This is a genomic window from Nocardiopsis codii, assembly GCF_036327455.1.
GTDB classification, from domain to species: Bacteria; Actinomycetota; Actinomycetes; order Streptosporangiales; family Streptosporangiaceae; genus Nocardiopsis; species Nocardiopsis codii.
The window spans coordinates 59,799-74,213 of the sequence record NZ_JAUZMY010000016.1; the positions used below are offsets into that span (position 1 = coordinate 59,799).

Annotated in this window: 10 protein-coding genes, 1 tRNA gene and 1 pseudogene; 2 read left to right on the top strand and 10 right to left on the bottom strand. The window is 66.3% G+C overall.

Going from position 1 to position 14,415, the window contains the following annotated elements:
• Positions 1-100: 100 nt before the first annotated feature.
• Positions 101-982, bottom strand: a pseudogene (locus Q8791_RS16970) (cobalamin biosynthesis protein); the annotation flags it as partial.
• A 559-nt stretch (positions 983-1,541) separates the two neighbouring features.
• Here Q8791_RS16970 and Q8791_RS16975 point away from each other — a divergent pair.
• A tRNA-Arg gene (locus Q8791_RS16975) sits at positions 1,542-1,617 on the top strand.
• 474 nt (positions 1,618-2,091) lie between these two features.
• Positions 2,092-6,147 (top strand): NACHT and WD40 repeat domain-containing protein, encoded by a 4,056-nt coding sequence (locus Q8791_RS16980; protein ID WP_330092689.1) that lies wholly within the window; start codon positions 2,092-2,094, stop codon positions 6,145-6,147.
• A gap of 225 nt (positions 6,148-6,372) precedes the next feature.
• Here the strand turns inward: Q8791_RS16980 and Q8791_RS16985 are convergent, their stop codons facing one another.
• The 9 genes from Q8791_RS16985 to Q8791_RS17025 form a co-directional block, all read right to left on the bottom strand.
• Entirely contained in the window at positions 6,373-7,872 is a 1,500-nt protein-coding gene (locus Q8791_RS16985) for a tyrosine-type recombinase/integrase (protein WP_330092690.1), read from the bottom strand.
• 593 nt (positions 7,873-8,465) lie between these two features.
• Positions 8,466-8,879: a hypothetical protein gene (locus Q8791_RS16990; RefSeq protein WP_330092691.1), complete on the bottom strand. Its 414-nt coding sequence runs from the start codon at positions 8,877-8,879 to the stop codon at positions 8,466-8,468.
• Positions 8,876-9,808 carry a TRM11 family SAM-dependent methyltransferase gene (locus Q8791_RS16995; protein ID WP_330092692.1) on the bottom strand — a complete coding sequence of 311 codons (933 nt, stop codon included), beginning with the start codon at positions 9,806-9,808 and terminating at the stop codon, positions 8,876-8,878. Before Q8791_RS16995 ends, Q8791_RS16990 begins: the two co-directional genes overlap by 4 nt.
• 68 nt (positions 9,809-9,876) lie before the next feature.
• Positions 9,877-10,518 carry a hypothetical protein gene (locus Q8791_RS17000; RefSeq protein WP_330092693.1) on the bottom strand — a complete coding sequence of 214 codons (642 nt, stop codon included), beginning with the start codon at positions 10,516-10,518 and terminating at the stop codon, positions 9,877-9,879.
• 302 nt (positions 10,519-10,820) lie between these two features.
• Complete coding sequence (locus Q8791_RS17005) at positions 10,821-11,189, bottom strand: hypothetical protein (RefSeq protein ID WP_330092694.1); 369 nt, start codon at positions 11,187-11,189, stop codon at positions 10,821-10,823.
• 76 nt (positions 11,190-11,265) lie between these two features.
• Positions 11,266-11,994 (bottom strand): ArsR/SmtB family transcription factor, encoded by a 729-nt coding sequence (locus tag Q8791_RS17010; protein WP_330092695.1) that lies wholly within the window; start codon positions 11,992-11,994, stop codon positions 11,266-11,268.
• Positions 11,995-12,076: 82 nt separating this feature from the next.
• Complete coding sequence (locus Q8791_RS17015; RefSeq protein WP_330092696.1) at positions 12,077-12,751, bottom strand: hypothetical protein; 675 nt, start codon at positions 12,749-12,751, stop codon at positions 12,077-12,079.
• A gap of 100 nt (positions 12,752-12,851) precedes the next feature.
• On the bottom strand, positions 12,852-13,463 hold the full coding sequence (locus tag Q8791_RS17020) for a hypothetical protein (RefSeq protein ID WP_330092697.1): 612 nt from the start codon (positions 13,461-13,463) through the stop codon (positions 12,852-12,854).
• A gap of 109 nt (positions 13,464-13,572) precedes the next feature.
• A complete protein-coding gene (locus Q8791_RS17025) occupies positions 13,573-14,196 on the bottom strand; it encodes a hypothetical protein (protein WP_330092698.1) in 624 nt (207 codons plus the stop codon).
• Between the last annotated feature and the right edge of the window lie 219 nt (positions 14,197-14,415).

Sequence of the window (14,415 nt, forward strand, 5' to 3'; positions counted from 1 at the left end):
CCACGGCAGAACACCCAGGACGGGGCGCGAGGGGCCGGAGGCGGGCCGATCGCGGGGAACGGGAAGAGCTGTGGATGGTCGGGGGCGGGTCCGTTGCGGCCGCCGCCGCGGCAGCCACGGTGAGCGCGCCCACGCCGACCGCCTTCGCCAGTCGGACCGCCCTCCGGATGTCCTCGACCCCCGGAGCGGGGCCGTCCCCCATCGTGGGCCGCCGGTCCTCGCGGCCGGCGTACACGTTGGCGCCGCCCAGCGTCCTGCCCAGCGCCCCGGCGAACGCGGCCTCGCACTGACCGGCGTTGGGGCTGGGGTGCCGGTCGCCGTCGCGCCGCCACACCCGCCACGCCTCGCGCACACCGCCGCCGACCAGGGGCGCGGCCAGGACGGCCAGCACCGCGGTCAGCCTCGCGGGCCCCCATCCCGCGACGTCGTCCAGGCGGGCCGAGGCCGCGCCGAACCGTCCGTAGCGCGCGTTCCGGTGACCGACCATGGCGTCGAGGGTGTTGACCGCCCGGAAGCCCGCCACCCCTGTGACCCCGCCCAGCGCACCCCAGACGAGGGGGCCTACGACGGCGTCGGAGGTGTTCTCGGCGACCGACTCGACGACCGCCCGTGCGATCCCGGCGGCGTCGAGCCCGGAGGGGTCCCGTCCGCACAGGTTGGGCAAGAGCTCACGCGCGCGTTCGAGGTCTCCGCCCTCCAGGGCGTCGGCGACCCGCTCCGCCTCCCGGCAGAGCATGCTGCCGCCGAGAGCGGCCCAGGTCGCGGCGGCCGTCGCCGGCGCGCCCCTCACGAGAAGCCCCGCCCCCACCACGGGCAGCACGGCTCCGGCCGCGAACAGGGTGCCCGCGGCGACCGAGTCGCGGTAGACCACCCGCTCCCACCGCCCCGCCGCCCGCCCGTACAGGGCGACCGGATGCCCCCGCCGCGGGTCGGGCACCACCATGTCGAGCAGGAATCCCGCTGTCAGTCCCAGAGATCGCACCCGACCACGTTAACCGGGTCAACAGGAACCCCAACGGACACCAAACCGAGGCAAACCTGTGTTTGTTACGCATTGCATTCGCCCATACACCTAGAGCGCCATACAGTCGACGGCGAAGGGGATCCGGAGTGCTCGTCGGGTGGGTGTCGGTGGCGATCCTCCTGGGTCAGTGGTGGATCTTCTGAACCTCCACAGCCGCCCCGCATGTGGCACACACCCGACAGGACTTCACGAAACGCCAGCGGCAGCGCACCCCACCTGGAGTTAATCACCGGTAACGTGGTGCAGGAAGCCCAAACGGACCGATTTGGTGGAACCCGCGTGGTAACGAGAAGCAACTACGAATCACCGTAGTTGGTCAGACTTTGACCAGGTGTGGGCGACATCGCACGAATACCCTAGAATGTCTGCCCAGGACGCCATCGGCGCCACGGCACGGGCCCAGCTCGACCGTAGGCCCACCGGCCGTCCTCGCCCCCGCCCCGGCGCGCAGCATCTCACCGGAACCACGGGTCACGACGTGGTCTCGACCTGGCCTGGCGGGCGACAATTGAATCGAGCACCCGTAGCTCAGTGGATAGAGCACCGGACTTCTAATCCGATGGCCGCAGGTTCGAATCCTGCCGGGTGCACCACAAAACCCCAGGTCATACGGGGTGTTCGAGGACTCCGCGAGGGGTCCTCGTCGTGTTTCGGGCCCTGAAATGCTCCGTGTGTGCTCCCCAGTACAAGGTCCAGTACAGGTGGGCGACCACCTCGCGGAGCACTTTGCCGTTCCGTGACCATGGCAGCGACGCACCGGGGGTCCCACATCCGCCCGCCAGCGCCCCACCGCCGCTCCGACGCCCCCGTATAGGCACACCACGAGGCCGGGCACATCCTGCAGCCCCACCGGCCACATGCGGCCGGTTCCGCCGAAACCCCTTACCGGACGGGGGATTGCCCCCCATAATCGTTCCATCAACAAGTCAGAGTCGGCCTAGGCAGCAACTTGCGCGGCCCCGGCCGTACCGGTCGGCGCACTGTGATTCGGCTAAGCCCCCCATCAGGGCGGCGAGATCATCAGCACCATCGCAGCGGCGGCCTCCGCAGCCATGGAGGAACGGTAGATGTCTGAGCCGAGCAAACGGGCATCTTCTCATCCGACCGTGCGCAACGAAACAACAGGAACCATCTCGGGCCCGGTGATTCAGACCGGGAGCATTCAGGGTGATATCCACCTTCACACACCCCATCGCCCCGGACTCTTCTGGCCTGCCACAAGCGCGCTGATCACCTTCGCAGTCACCATCGTCCTGGCAGTAGGCGTATGGAACATCGCCCCCGGGGAGCGCCTGGCGGTCACCGCAGGGGTAGTAGCGATCGGTGCCGCCGTCCTACTCCTCGTCGCGTGGCTCCTGTGGAAGAGACTGCAAGGGTCAGTCCCCACTCAATCAGCACTGAACCGCTTGCGCACCCAGGTCCGAACACAGTGGTCGAACGAGGCTGCCAATCGTGGGTTGCACCGGCCGCGCCCCCTTCGCTTGCGATGGCGACCGACCTCGAGCCCTGTCGAGAGGGCGTACGCGGATACTGAACACCCAGACGCCGACCTCATCCGAGGGGAACTGGTCCAGGCAGACGATGACCTGAACTCGGCGAACGCTCTCGCCTCGGCGTTCCAGGACATGTCACGTCGGCAGTTGGTGGTACTGGGCCCGCCAGGTGCAGGCAAGAGCACTCTGGCGGTCTTGTTCACCTTGGCCGTCATTAACCAGGACACGGACGAAGGTCCGGTGCCGGTCCTGTTGTCAATAGCGGGTTGGGACCCAGCCGAGCGGATCGAAGACTGGTGCGTTCGTCGAATAGCCGAGGACTACCCCGGCTTCGGTGTCAACGGCACCTTCAACCCGAACCAGGTATCCGATCTACTCCTAAACCGTCGCATCGTCCCGGTGCTGGACGGGTTGGACGAGATGCCCCGCCCGGCGTTGGGCACGGCACTTGCCGATCTAGATCGCGCTGCGGAAATCGGCCTGCGAATGGTGCTGACCTGCCGCAGCACCGAATTCGAACAGGCTGTCCATGACCGTGGCGCTCTCTCCCATGCAGCCGTCATGGACATCGAATCCATTCGGCTCGAAGACACCGCTGCCTACCTGACCGAACCGGAGGTGGCGAACACGCGCCGTTGGAGCGCGGTCATTGAGCAGATGCGAAAGGAACCCACCGGGCCGCTCTCGCACGCCTTGTCGACCCCACTGATGATCAACTTAGCGCGTTCCATCTATCTGCCATCAAGCAGGAACCCTGAAGAACTCGCCAAGTTCACCACGACGACGGAAATAACGAACCACCTCCTCAAGAAGTACCTTCCCACCGCATTTACAGCCAGTGAGCATGATAAAGTGCAACATTGGCTGTCATTCTTGTCACACCACCTGCACGAAAAAGGCGACCCAAACTTCGAATGGTGGCATCTGGCTCGAGCCGTGCCAAATTGGCTACTCATCCTTCCAATCGTCCTTTTTTCAACGATGCTTGGATCGCTTCTATTCGGGCTCGCTTCGGTCTTCTATTTAGTGGATACGGATGCATCTGCTATCGACAACCCCTGGAAAGGGGCAGCATTCGGAGCCATCCTGGGGGCCACCGTGGGGTTCTTAGGGGGATTGCGAACCGCACGTTCTCTCGAAGCATCCACGCCTCCGATACCGCACCTTAGGTGGTTCGGATTACTCAGCGACTCACTTTCGATTATCCGATCTCTGGTCATCATTTTTTGCTTCCTAGGCACCCTTATTATTATCGGAGGGTGGATAGCTGACGGAAGTTTTGTGGATGAAATCGCCTTCATTGTCGCGATGACACTCTTTAAGTTGGGAAATTTCAGCAGCCATGCATGGCTGGAAGCTGTACCGACTGCCCTCCTGGCCTGTCAGGCAACATTGGTCATTACCTTACTGGGTTTTCGTTCGGGCACTCCGAAACGCAGCACACCGCAAGCGCGACGCCTTCTGTCTAGCATGACATCAGGACTTGCCCTGGGACTGGCGTGCGCGGCGGTGTGGGTCATCCCCGAGCTAATGGCTGGCGATCTCAATTACTCAGAATTGAATATGAGTGCTTTCGCCTTTGTGGCCATCTTGGTAGGCATGCCCATGGGCATCGTTCGATGGCTGGCGGTGCCCATCGAGGAACACAAAGCAAGTTCGCCAATTTCAGTGCTCCGCGGTGATCGCACAGCACTAATTACAGCGGCCTTGTCGAGCGGAGTATTCACCGCATTAGGGTTCATCGCTTTTACCATTGACGAGCGAGGGATCCCCGGTCTCACGATTTACCAGTGGGGGCTCGGTGGTGTTATCGGTCTCGCGATCATGGCGGTGGTCGTTGTAGGCTCCGGTTCGACTTGGCTTTCGTACACGGTCGCCCGACTGTATCTCGCCTGCCGAGGATGGCTTCCCTGGCGCCTGGTTCCATTCCTGCGCACTGCACACAAAAAAGGAGTCCTCCGCCAAATAGGACCCGCTTACCAGCTCCGCCATGAATTGCTGCGTACACACCTAGCGGGGCAATGGCCCTTAGAGCGACACTCATCCCTGACCCGATGGTTCAGTCCCCACTGGCTCGGTGTTCGTCGGCGTCCTCGTGCTCGAGTTCACCTCTTGTTGTTTCGCGCGGGCACCCTCGCAGCAGCGGTGTTTATCATGGGAACGGCCTCCGTGCGCTATTTCGATGGTGACGTACTACCGCTCGGCACGGAGGTGAACACTGTGGCGTTCAGTCCGGACAGTCGGACGGTAGCCGTCACCGCAGGCCAGCGAGTGCATCTGTGGGACGTGGCAGGCAGAAACATCAGAGACCTCAATGCCACCCTTACCGACTACGACGGCTCGGTGGGGTCGGTGCTGTTCAGCCCCAACAGCAACGTCATCGCCACCACCAGCAACAACTACGAGGACAACAAGGGCACCGTCCAACTATGGAACACCACAACCGGCCAACCCACCACCGAACCCCTCACCCACAACAACTCGGTGGAATCGGTGAAGTTCAGCCCCGACAGCAACCTCATCGCCACCACCGGCTACACCGAAGACGACAACGGCGAGGTCGAGGGCACCGTCCAACTATGGAACACCACAACCGGCCAACCCACCACCGAACCCCTCACCATCGGCGCCCTCATCTACAACAACTGGGTGGGACCGATCGCTTTCAACCCCAACACCAACCCAATGGAATCGGTGCTGTTCAGCCCCGACAGCAACCTCATCGCCACCACCACTTGGGACTACAACGACGGCAAGAGCACCGTCCAACTGTGGGACACCACCACCGGCCAACCCACCACCGACCCCCTCACCCACAACAACTCGGTGGAATCGGTGAAGTTCAGCCCCGACAGCAACCTCATCGCCACCACCAGCAACAACTACGAGGACAACAAGGGCACCGTCCAACTATGGAACACCACAACCGGCCAACCCACCACCGAACCCCTCACCCACAACAACTCGGTGGGACCTGTGGCGTTCAACTCCGAGGGCACCACCCTCGCCACCACCAGCAACAACTACGAGGACAACAAGGGCACCGTCCAACTATGGAACACCACCACCGGACAACCCACCACCGACCCCCTCACCCACAACGGCCGGATGACATCCGTGCTGTTCAGCCCCAACGGCACGACCATCGCCACCGCCACCCTCAACTTCGTCACTTGGGACTACAACGAAAAGGGCATCGTTCAACTGTGGAACACCACCACTGGCCAACCCATCACCGACCCCCTCACCCACAACAACTCGGTGGGACCGCTGCTCTTCAGCCCCAACAGCAACTTCTTCGCCACCACCACTTGGGACTACAACGACGGCAAGAGCACCGTCCAACTGTGGAACACCACCACCGGCCAACCCACCACCGACCCCCTCACCCACAACAACTCGGTGGGACCTGTGGCGTTCAACTCCGAGGGCACCACCCTCGCCACCACCAGCAACAACCACGAGGACAACAAGGGCACCGTCCAACTATGGAACACCACCACCGGACAACCCACCACCGACCCCCTCACCCACAACGGCTTGGTGACTTCGGTGGCGTTCAGCCCCAACGGCACGACCATCGCCACCGGCAGCGACGACGGCACCGCGCGTTTGTGGGAATTCCCTTGAGAAGTGTCCATGGCCGATCTCCCTCAGGAGCAGCATCAAATGGGTCACTCCCGAGGCCCCGTTAAACGAAACCCGCCGCGTAAGAAAGGATCCCCCCATCAGACCTTTGATCCGATGGTCAACGCACTTTGATCACGAGGAAACCCCAGGCCGGGACGGGCGAACCCGCACCCCGGCCCGGGGCTGAGCACCACGTGGTGCTCCTGGTGTGCTCCCCGGAACCGGCTACCGCACCGGGACCAGACCACCCGACCCAGCCGGCGCCACCGCTCCACGCAGCAGCGCTGCTGTGGCCTCGGCCGCTGCCTTGGCCACGTCCGGGAACACGCTCTGGTAGGTGTCCTGGGTGAAGTGGGTGGTGGAGTGGCCCAGCTCGGCCGAGACCACCTTCACGTCCGTTCCCGCAGCCAGCGCCATCGAGGCCGCCCCATGGCGGAGCCCGTGCAACGTGATCGATGGGAGTCCGGCTGCTCGGGCAATGCGGGCGAACCAGTCACTCACATGCGAGGGGCGCCACCCTGAGCCGTCTTGTCGGGTGAACACCAACCCCGAATCCGCCCACTCGGCCCCGGCTTGGAGTCGGGCCTGGTTCTGGAACTTCTTCCACCCCCGCAACACCTTCACGGTGTCGGCGTCCAGGGTGATCGTGCGCTGACCCGCCTCACTCTTCGGCGTCGAAGTAAACGTTTCCCAGGACAACTGCACCACCTGGGTACGGATATCGGCCTCGGCGTCGGTGAGCCGGGTGTTCGCCCAGGGCAGGCCCACCGCTTCGCCCCGACGCAGACCCTTGAGGGCGATCAGATGGAACAACGGGTGCAGCCACACGTACTTGCGCGCGTGCTCCAGGAAGGTGCGGGTCTGCTCAGGGGTCCACACCATCACCTCCCCCGGGATCGTCCCGTCCTTGTCCCACTGGGCCACCCTGCCCGGTGTCCACACCAGCGGGCGTTTCCTCGGACATGAGGGAAGGCGGGCGTGGGAGGCGACGTTGACCGACACCGCCACCTCCGGGCTGCGCACCGCCTCCGAGAGCGCACTGCGAAGCGTGGCCCGGGTGCGGTGCTTGGTCGACAGACTCACCACCCGCTGACCCCGCACTGACGCTCGCACCTTCGGGTCCTCGGACTCCTTGCACTCCATGATGTGCTCGTTGGTGGTTTCGACGGAGTCGAACATCGCCTCGACCTGGCTGGACTTGAGCCGGTCCAGACGGATCTTGCCCAGGTGCGGGATCAAATACTTGCGGATGTGCCCGGCATAGGAGGCACGGGTGCCCTGGGCCAGGTCCGGTTTCCCCGCCAGCCACTCGGTCAGCCACACTGCGGTGGTGGGTGGCTCGGAGCGCACGTCCACCCCGGTTCCCACACGCTTGCGCACTTCTTCCACCGGCGGCAACGAGCGGCGTGCGCGCAACGCATCCTGGATCAGATCCGCGATCTGCACCTCCATCTCCCCCTCACCTTCGGCCAAGTCGAGGAGGGCTTTGAGGTGGTCCAAGGCCTCCCATGCCTGTTCCTGAGTTTCCAGGCCGGTGCGGCGGGCCTGGCGGCGTTTGCCTTCGGTGGTACGTGGCAGTTCGAGTTGGTACCCCCAGTCGCCGTGGCGGGGGTTGAACGCCCCACCCTGACGACGCAACTTCGGACAACGCACCCCCAAAGCCCGACCCGAGTTCTCGTCCCGGCACCCGCAGCGTTTGAACACCCGTCCCTGATGAGAAGCCATCTACGACTCCCCCTCCTTATCGTGGTCGCTGCGCGCACCACACCCCGAGCACCCACTCGAGGTAGAAGACCCCGGCAGGCCAAGGTGGGTCAGAATCCCCGCAGTGGGGACAATCCAGTTCCGGCCCGCCCTGTGGGCGGGCACCGGAAAGACCCCGTCACGGAGGAGTTGGTAGGTGGTGGTGCGGCCCATGCCGAGCATCCGCCCGGCCTCCACCGGCCCCAATACCACTGGCAACTGTCCGATCTCGTCCAACCGGACCGGAGTATCCGACCTCACCGAACCCACCTCCCTACCACCTGTGAACTGCACGTTTGCGGTGCGCGGCCCCGCATTTTGCGGGGCACCACGCATCCACGCTCGACCTCGTAGAGGTGGTCAAGCGGATTCGACATGTTCACTATCGGATTCACGCTCCCCCATTTCCCACCACCCGTTTTAGGCGTAATGCCGTTTTCCCAGTTCAGGGACTCCAACGCCCCCTGTCCGCCCATGAACGCCGTCCTGGGGGTTGGGGGCCGGTCCGGGGCGGTGGGCCGACGTGGGGGCCTACAGCGCCCCACGGCGGCCCCGAACCCCTGGCGGGTCCCGGCCTAGTCGGGGCGCACGTGGCCCGTGTAGGTCAACCACGCCCGGTAGTCGGACCGGACCCGCGCGGGGATGGCCACCACCCGGTAGCGGCCCGCACCGTGCGCGTGTTCGACCACGTAGTGCTCGCCCTCCCACGCAGGCATCCGACTCAGCCGGGCACCAGCTGCGGCCACCTCACCGAACGCGATCTCGTCCTCGCTGGTGCGTGGGAAGTAGGACACGTCCACGCTCGTGTGCGGGCTCATGGGCAGGTCAGGGTGCTCGTCGAGGAAATCGGCCAACGCCCGGATGTCAGCGATGATCCGCTTCCTCAGCGCTGGCCCTGCCGCATCGGTGAAGTCCTCCACCTGCTCCTCACGGAGGCCGCCGGCCAGCTCACCCCGGTCGTGCTCATCGTCTTCGGCGGTCCACCTCATGCAGCGCGTCCTTCTTCGATGCCGGTCCCCTGCTGGGCTGGGACGGGGTTGGTGAAGACGAGTGCGTCCTCGTGCTGGATCACGTGCACTGGCCAGTCGGCCTTGCGCAACCGGCGGGTCTCGATGAGCTGGAAGAACGAGTTGCGCGAAACCACCTCGCCATCGCGAACCGCGCACAGGAGCGCCGCGCACCGGTCCACCTGCACCAGCCCGGCCCGACGACCGGCCGCGGCCACCTGCCCGGGGAAATCCACCAGCCGACCGCTCTTGCGGTACGGGCGGGTGGTCACCACGACCACCCCACCCGGAGCAAGCAGAGTCCGGCAAGCGACCATGATCCGCGTGAACGAATCCACGAGCTGCTCCGGCTTCTGGTAGGCGAGGTTGGCCGCCCGCCGATCCTGATCCCGCGAGTAGCGGTGAGCGTGCTTTTCCACCGCCTCGGCACCGTCGCGGCGTGAGCGGACCTGGCCGTGGGTCATGGACCCGTACGGGGGCGAGGTCAGCACCAAGGAGACCCGGCCCGCCAACGAGGTCGAGGCCAGGCGGGTGGCGACCTCGGCCCCCTCACCGGTGTGCACCTGACCTTCCCCGCAGGCCCCTTGGATGGTCGCGGTCTCCAGGTTCAGCCGGGCGATGGACGCCCACTTGGGCTCCAGCTCGATCCCGACCGCGTCCCTGCCCAGGTGGGCTGCTTCGACCAGGGTGGTGCCGATCCCGCACATGGGGTCGAGCACTACCTGGCCGGGTCGGGTGTAGGTGGTGATGGCGTGGCGCGCGATGGCCGGAAGCATCCGTCCGGGGTGTTCCACCGACAGGCGCGAGTACCTGTTGCCACGCTGCTGGCGGGCCTGCTGCTGCCCCGTGGCCCACACCGACCAGCCCGCACCCCGAGCACCATCCCCTCCGGCGGGGCTCTCGTGCCGCACTTCGTGGTCGCACCCCCCGCACTCCCCTTGAAGGTGGGCGGGAGTGGGTTCATCGTCGTGGCTCCGGTTCACGCGCCCACCTCCCAGGACGTGCCCGCAGTGGCTGTGCGCCCTCGGTTCGGCAATCGGAACACCGACACGTTCAGGTGGGCGGGGGAGGTGATCGTGGCTGCCGCTTCGGCAGCCGAGGCCGGCAACGGCATATCCACCTCCTCCATCCCCCATGCGAGTTCGGGGTTGCTTTCCTGACTCCGAGCGGGGAACGTCGCTCCGAGCCCGGCCTCGCAGATCGGCGCGGTCAGCGCGATCACGTGCTGCAGGTAGACCAGCCCCGCGCAGGTCGCAGCGCGGACCACCCCGGGGGCCGGGTCCACCACCGCCCCGCCGGGGCCGCGGCCGAGTCCGGTGATGACCGCGACAATCCCCCCGGGCCGGGTGAGCGTCGCAGCGAACACCACCCGCGCCCGCAACCGCCGCTCCCGTACCTGCCAGGACAAGGCGGTATCGGCAGGTGAGGTCACCACGGCCAGGTCCGCCCACGCCACACCGCCCACCTCATGGTCGGCGCGGTCGGTGAAGGTGCGGGTGAGCACCTCACCGGTGCGCCCCACCTCTTCGGCCTGGGCGGCGACCACGCCAGGCCCGGTCAAGTCCGCGACCGCCCCGCCCGGTCGGGTGTACTCGGTGAGCAGGCGTCGGGCCAGCTCCACTGAAACCACCTCGTCCCCAGGTTTGTCGTTGGCGGCTTCGCGGACGGGCTGGTGGGTGTGCGGTGCGCACGGCCACACCGCCAAGGGCGGCCTGCCCGTGCTGGTGTCGTGGTGGGTGTGTGTCATCAGGAGCACCCCTCTTTCTTCTCGCCCTGATGAACCCCTAAGAAGACGTCCCCCTCGCCGATGCGACACAGGACTCGAAAAACCCGGGGGAAGCCGAAGCATGCTGAAGGCCCCGGCCCCGCACCAGCTCGGGGCTGGTGCGGGTCCGGGGCCTTCACCCGGTCCGTGTCAGGGGGTCAGCCACGCCTACCCTTCAGGCGGCAGGGGCATCCTGGTGCCTGCACCAGGTCCCGGAACATCAGGGGCATGGGCAGGGCGATGATCAGGGCAAGGTGGTCCAGCGGGGTCCCGTGGCAGCACCGGCCCGTAGCCCGGTCATGTACCGCGAGGTGGTGACCGCAAGGCCCGCATACCGTTCCGGGGCCGGTGTCCTCTCGGTGGACGATTCCCGGCCAGTCGCCGCGCACGTAGTAGGTGTCCAGCAGGCGGCTGGTGCGGTTGACGATCCCGACCAGGGTCGCGCCCACACACAACGCGATCAGGGTCAGGGTGTACTCCCACTCCGCACACCCGAGATCGAAACTGGTCAAGGCATCATCGAACATCAATACTCCCTAGGGGTATATGCGAGGTGGGGATGCGGGCTGTTCCCAGGGGCCCGCACCCCCGGTTAGTGACGGCTCAGGCCGAGTGCTGGGCCGAGCGGTAGCGGCGGGGGCGGGCGCAGGTCTGGACCACCCGCCCCTCCTTAGCCAGACGGGCGAGGTTGTTCTGGATCGCGCCGATGGAGCGCCCCTGGAGGATGTGGCTGATCGCGGTCGCGGTGAACTCCTCGCCCGGGTCGGAATCCAAGATCGCCTTGACCATCAGCTTGAGCTCGCCCGGTGCGAGCCTCGTCGACCCGCTCACCGGGTTCAGGTCCTGCTCGGTTGCGGCACCAACACGGGTAACGGTCGCCGTGGCAGTGCCCCCATCGGCGGTGTCGGGCCGGGGCGAAATGGGCGGCACCGGAGTGCCTGTGGCGGGCGAACTCTGGTTGTCGGACGCGGTCGCCTCGTCCTCCGTGGCCTGCTCGGAGGTCACCTGCGCAGAGGTCTCCTGCGTTGCCGAGATGAGAACGTCCACCTCGGTCTCCTCCGCGGCGGTGTCGGGCGTGAAGGGGGCGGTGGTAGCGGCCTGCCAGGTGTCGGGAAGGCGGCGACGACCCTCGCGCCCGCCCCGGGCGCGTACCGCCAGCCCGTCCCCTTCCAGGGCGGGCAGGTGCTTACTCAGGGTGGACTTGCCCATCCCCGCCCTCTCGGCCAGCTCGGTGACGGTGACGGGTTCGTCGGCCCCGGCCAGGGTGGACAGGATCAGGTCGCGGGTGTGAGTGGCCGAGCGGCGCGGAGCCGCAGTGGTGTTCGTGGTCATGGCGCAGGTGTCCTTTCGCGGAGCGGTCGTGGTGGGGGCCGCCCCGCCCCGCATGGCGGGGCGGCCCGGGGTCAGGTGGCGGTTAGGTGCGGGTGCGGCGCAGGTCGGCCTCAACGGCTTCGCGCGCCCGTCGGGCGTTGACTGCCGCGATGAACTGGTTGCGCATACGCGCGGGCCATCCGGTGACGTGCCGGTCTCCGTCGCTGATCGTGATCAGGGACAACCCCCCGCTCTTCTCATCGACGGGGCTCTTGACGGTGACCGTGATGGCCGGGTTGGTGCGGTCGGCGTAGCGGTCGCGCACCATCGCCCTCATGGGACCGGCGTAGTCACCGGGGCTGGCGTACCGGTAGTAGAAATGCGGGGTACTGGTCAGGTCGAACCCGTGGCGCTGCATGTGCTGGCGCATCCGGGTGGCGACGAACCCGGTACCGGTGATGTTCTCGGCCCGCTCGTCCATGCACTCCCAGGCGGTGCAGTCCACCGCAGGGACGAGCTCCTCCCAGGCCCGGCCCCCGTACTGGCAGGTGTACACGTCCAGGTCGATGACCAGGTCGTGGTAGCCGTACACGATGAAGTGCATCTGGCTGCCGGGGTCGAGGGAGCGCGAGTGGGTGGCGTAGTAGTCGCGCCGGTCCAGGTCGGCGATGATCACCCCGCCAGGGCCGATGTTGTTCAGGGTGCGTAGCATGCGCGGGGTGATCTCGGCGGAGGCGAACCAGTCGGACACGGTCACGGCGGGCACGTTCTCGAACACGGTGAGTTCCTTCCTGTGGGCACGCCGAACACAGCGCTCGGCGCGAGGTGGTGTGGGTGGTGGGGCCGCCCCGCCCCGTGACAGGGCGGCCCCGTGCGGGTTAGGGGTGGGTCTCCAGGTACAGGGCCGCCCGGGAGGGCGCCTCCCGCACAGTCCTGGGCGCCCTGCCGGTAAGGGTGACGCGCTCGGGCCAGGAGGTCACGAACCGTCCCTCGTCATGCATGGCCAGGGACACCAGGAAACTGTCCCGATGCCGCTGGACACAGTCCGCGTTGAAGGTGATGCGGGGCTCGCCCCGTAGCGCGTAGATGTCCTGTACCTGCTTCACCCCGTCCTCGGTCTGCTCGACAACGGGGCGGTTGGTGAGGTCCATGCCACGGCTGCGCATGTCCTCGCGCAGAGTGCGCACCATCCGGCCTGCGCTGTGGAAAAACCACCGGTACAGGTGTGCGTAGGCGTTATCAGTGGCTTCACTTGCCACCTGGGCCCAGACCTCCTCCTCACAGGCCAGCTCGTGGGTCAGGTCGCCATGGCCGTAGATGATGACCTGGCTCGGGCAACCCAGGTCCATATCGCGGGAGTGGATGACTTCGAAGGGTGCCATCGGGCCGTCGGCGACGATCAGGCCGCCCGGTCCGGTACGGCGCAGCTCGTGGAGCATGGCCACCGTGACCTCCTGGCCGTGAAACCGACCGCGTGTCAAGTCGTTCACAACAGGTTCCTTTCGGGCACGCCGAACACAGCGCTCGGCGCGAAAGTGTGTGGGTGGTGGGGCCGCCCCGGCCCCTGTGTGCAGGGGCGGCCCCGAAGGTGGCAGGCGGTCAGACGTTGCCCAGGGTCAGGCAAGCGGCGACCGTGGCTGCGATCAGTGCCTCGTTGTGTTCAGCCGTGGTGCTCATGTAGTCGAGCTGGAGCTCGTGGTCGATCACCGTGCTGTGATCGGTGGTGGTGCGAGTGTGGAACTGCACCGGTTCGGCGTAGCCGAGCGGGACCGTGACCCGCACCCCCGCCTTGCCGTCGGGTCGGGCGTAGGTGTCGGTGATGGTCGGCAGGCATGTGCCGTCGTGGCGAAATTCGACACTTGCGGCCGGGTAGATGCCCTGCCTGTCCAGCCTGCGGCGAATCGGGGTCAGCATCGGGGTCATCGCCCGTACCTGGGCCCAGTCGCACAGCCAGTCGTTGGCGATGTCGCTCAAGTCCGAGGCCAGCGTGGCGTCGTCGCAGTGCCTACCGTCCTCCTCTGCCATCTCGGTGAGGCCGTCCAGGGCGCACCCCGAGGCGATGATCATCCGGTGGCCTCCCAGCTCGCCGGTGGGCGGCAAGACCTGCACCCGTCCGGTGGGCTCGATCCAGATCAGGAGGCTGCCAGGTCCCAGGTGGCGCAGGTAGGAGACCTGTTCGACCGTGACCTCGATCGGGCTGATGTAGGGCATACTCGTGCTCACAGCACACTCCAATTTCGTTGGTGGTGTTGGGCCCGCGCCCACCGTTTTGGGCTTCGCACCTTGTGGGGTGGGCGCGGGTGTTGTGGTGTGGCCGGTCCGAAGGCGGCTACCTTCGGACCGGCCCGCTCAGGCCGGAATGGTCCGGTGGGCTCGGAGCTGGAACAACGTGTCCCCGAGAGCTTCCCGGTGCCGTTCGGCGCGAGCGTGGTCCTGCGCCGC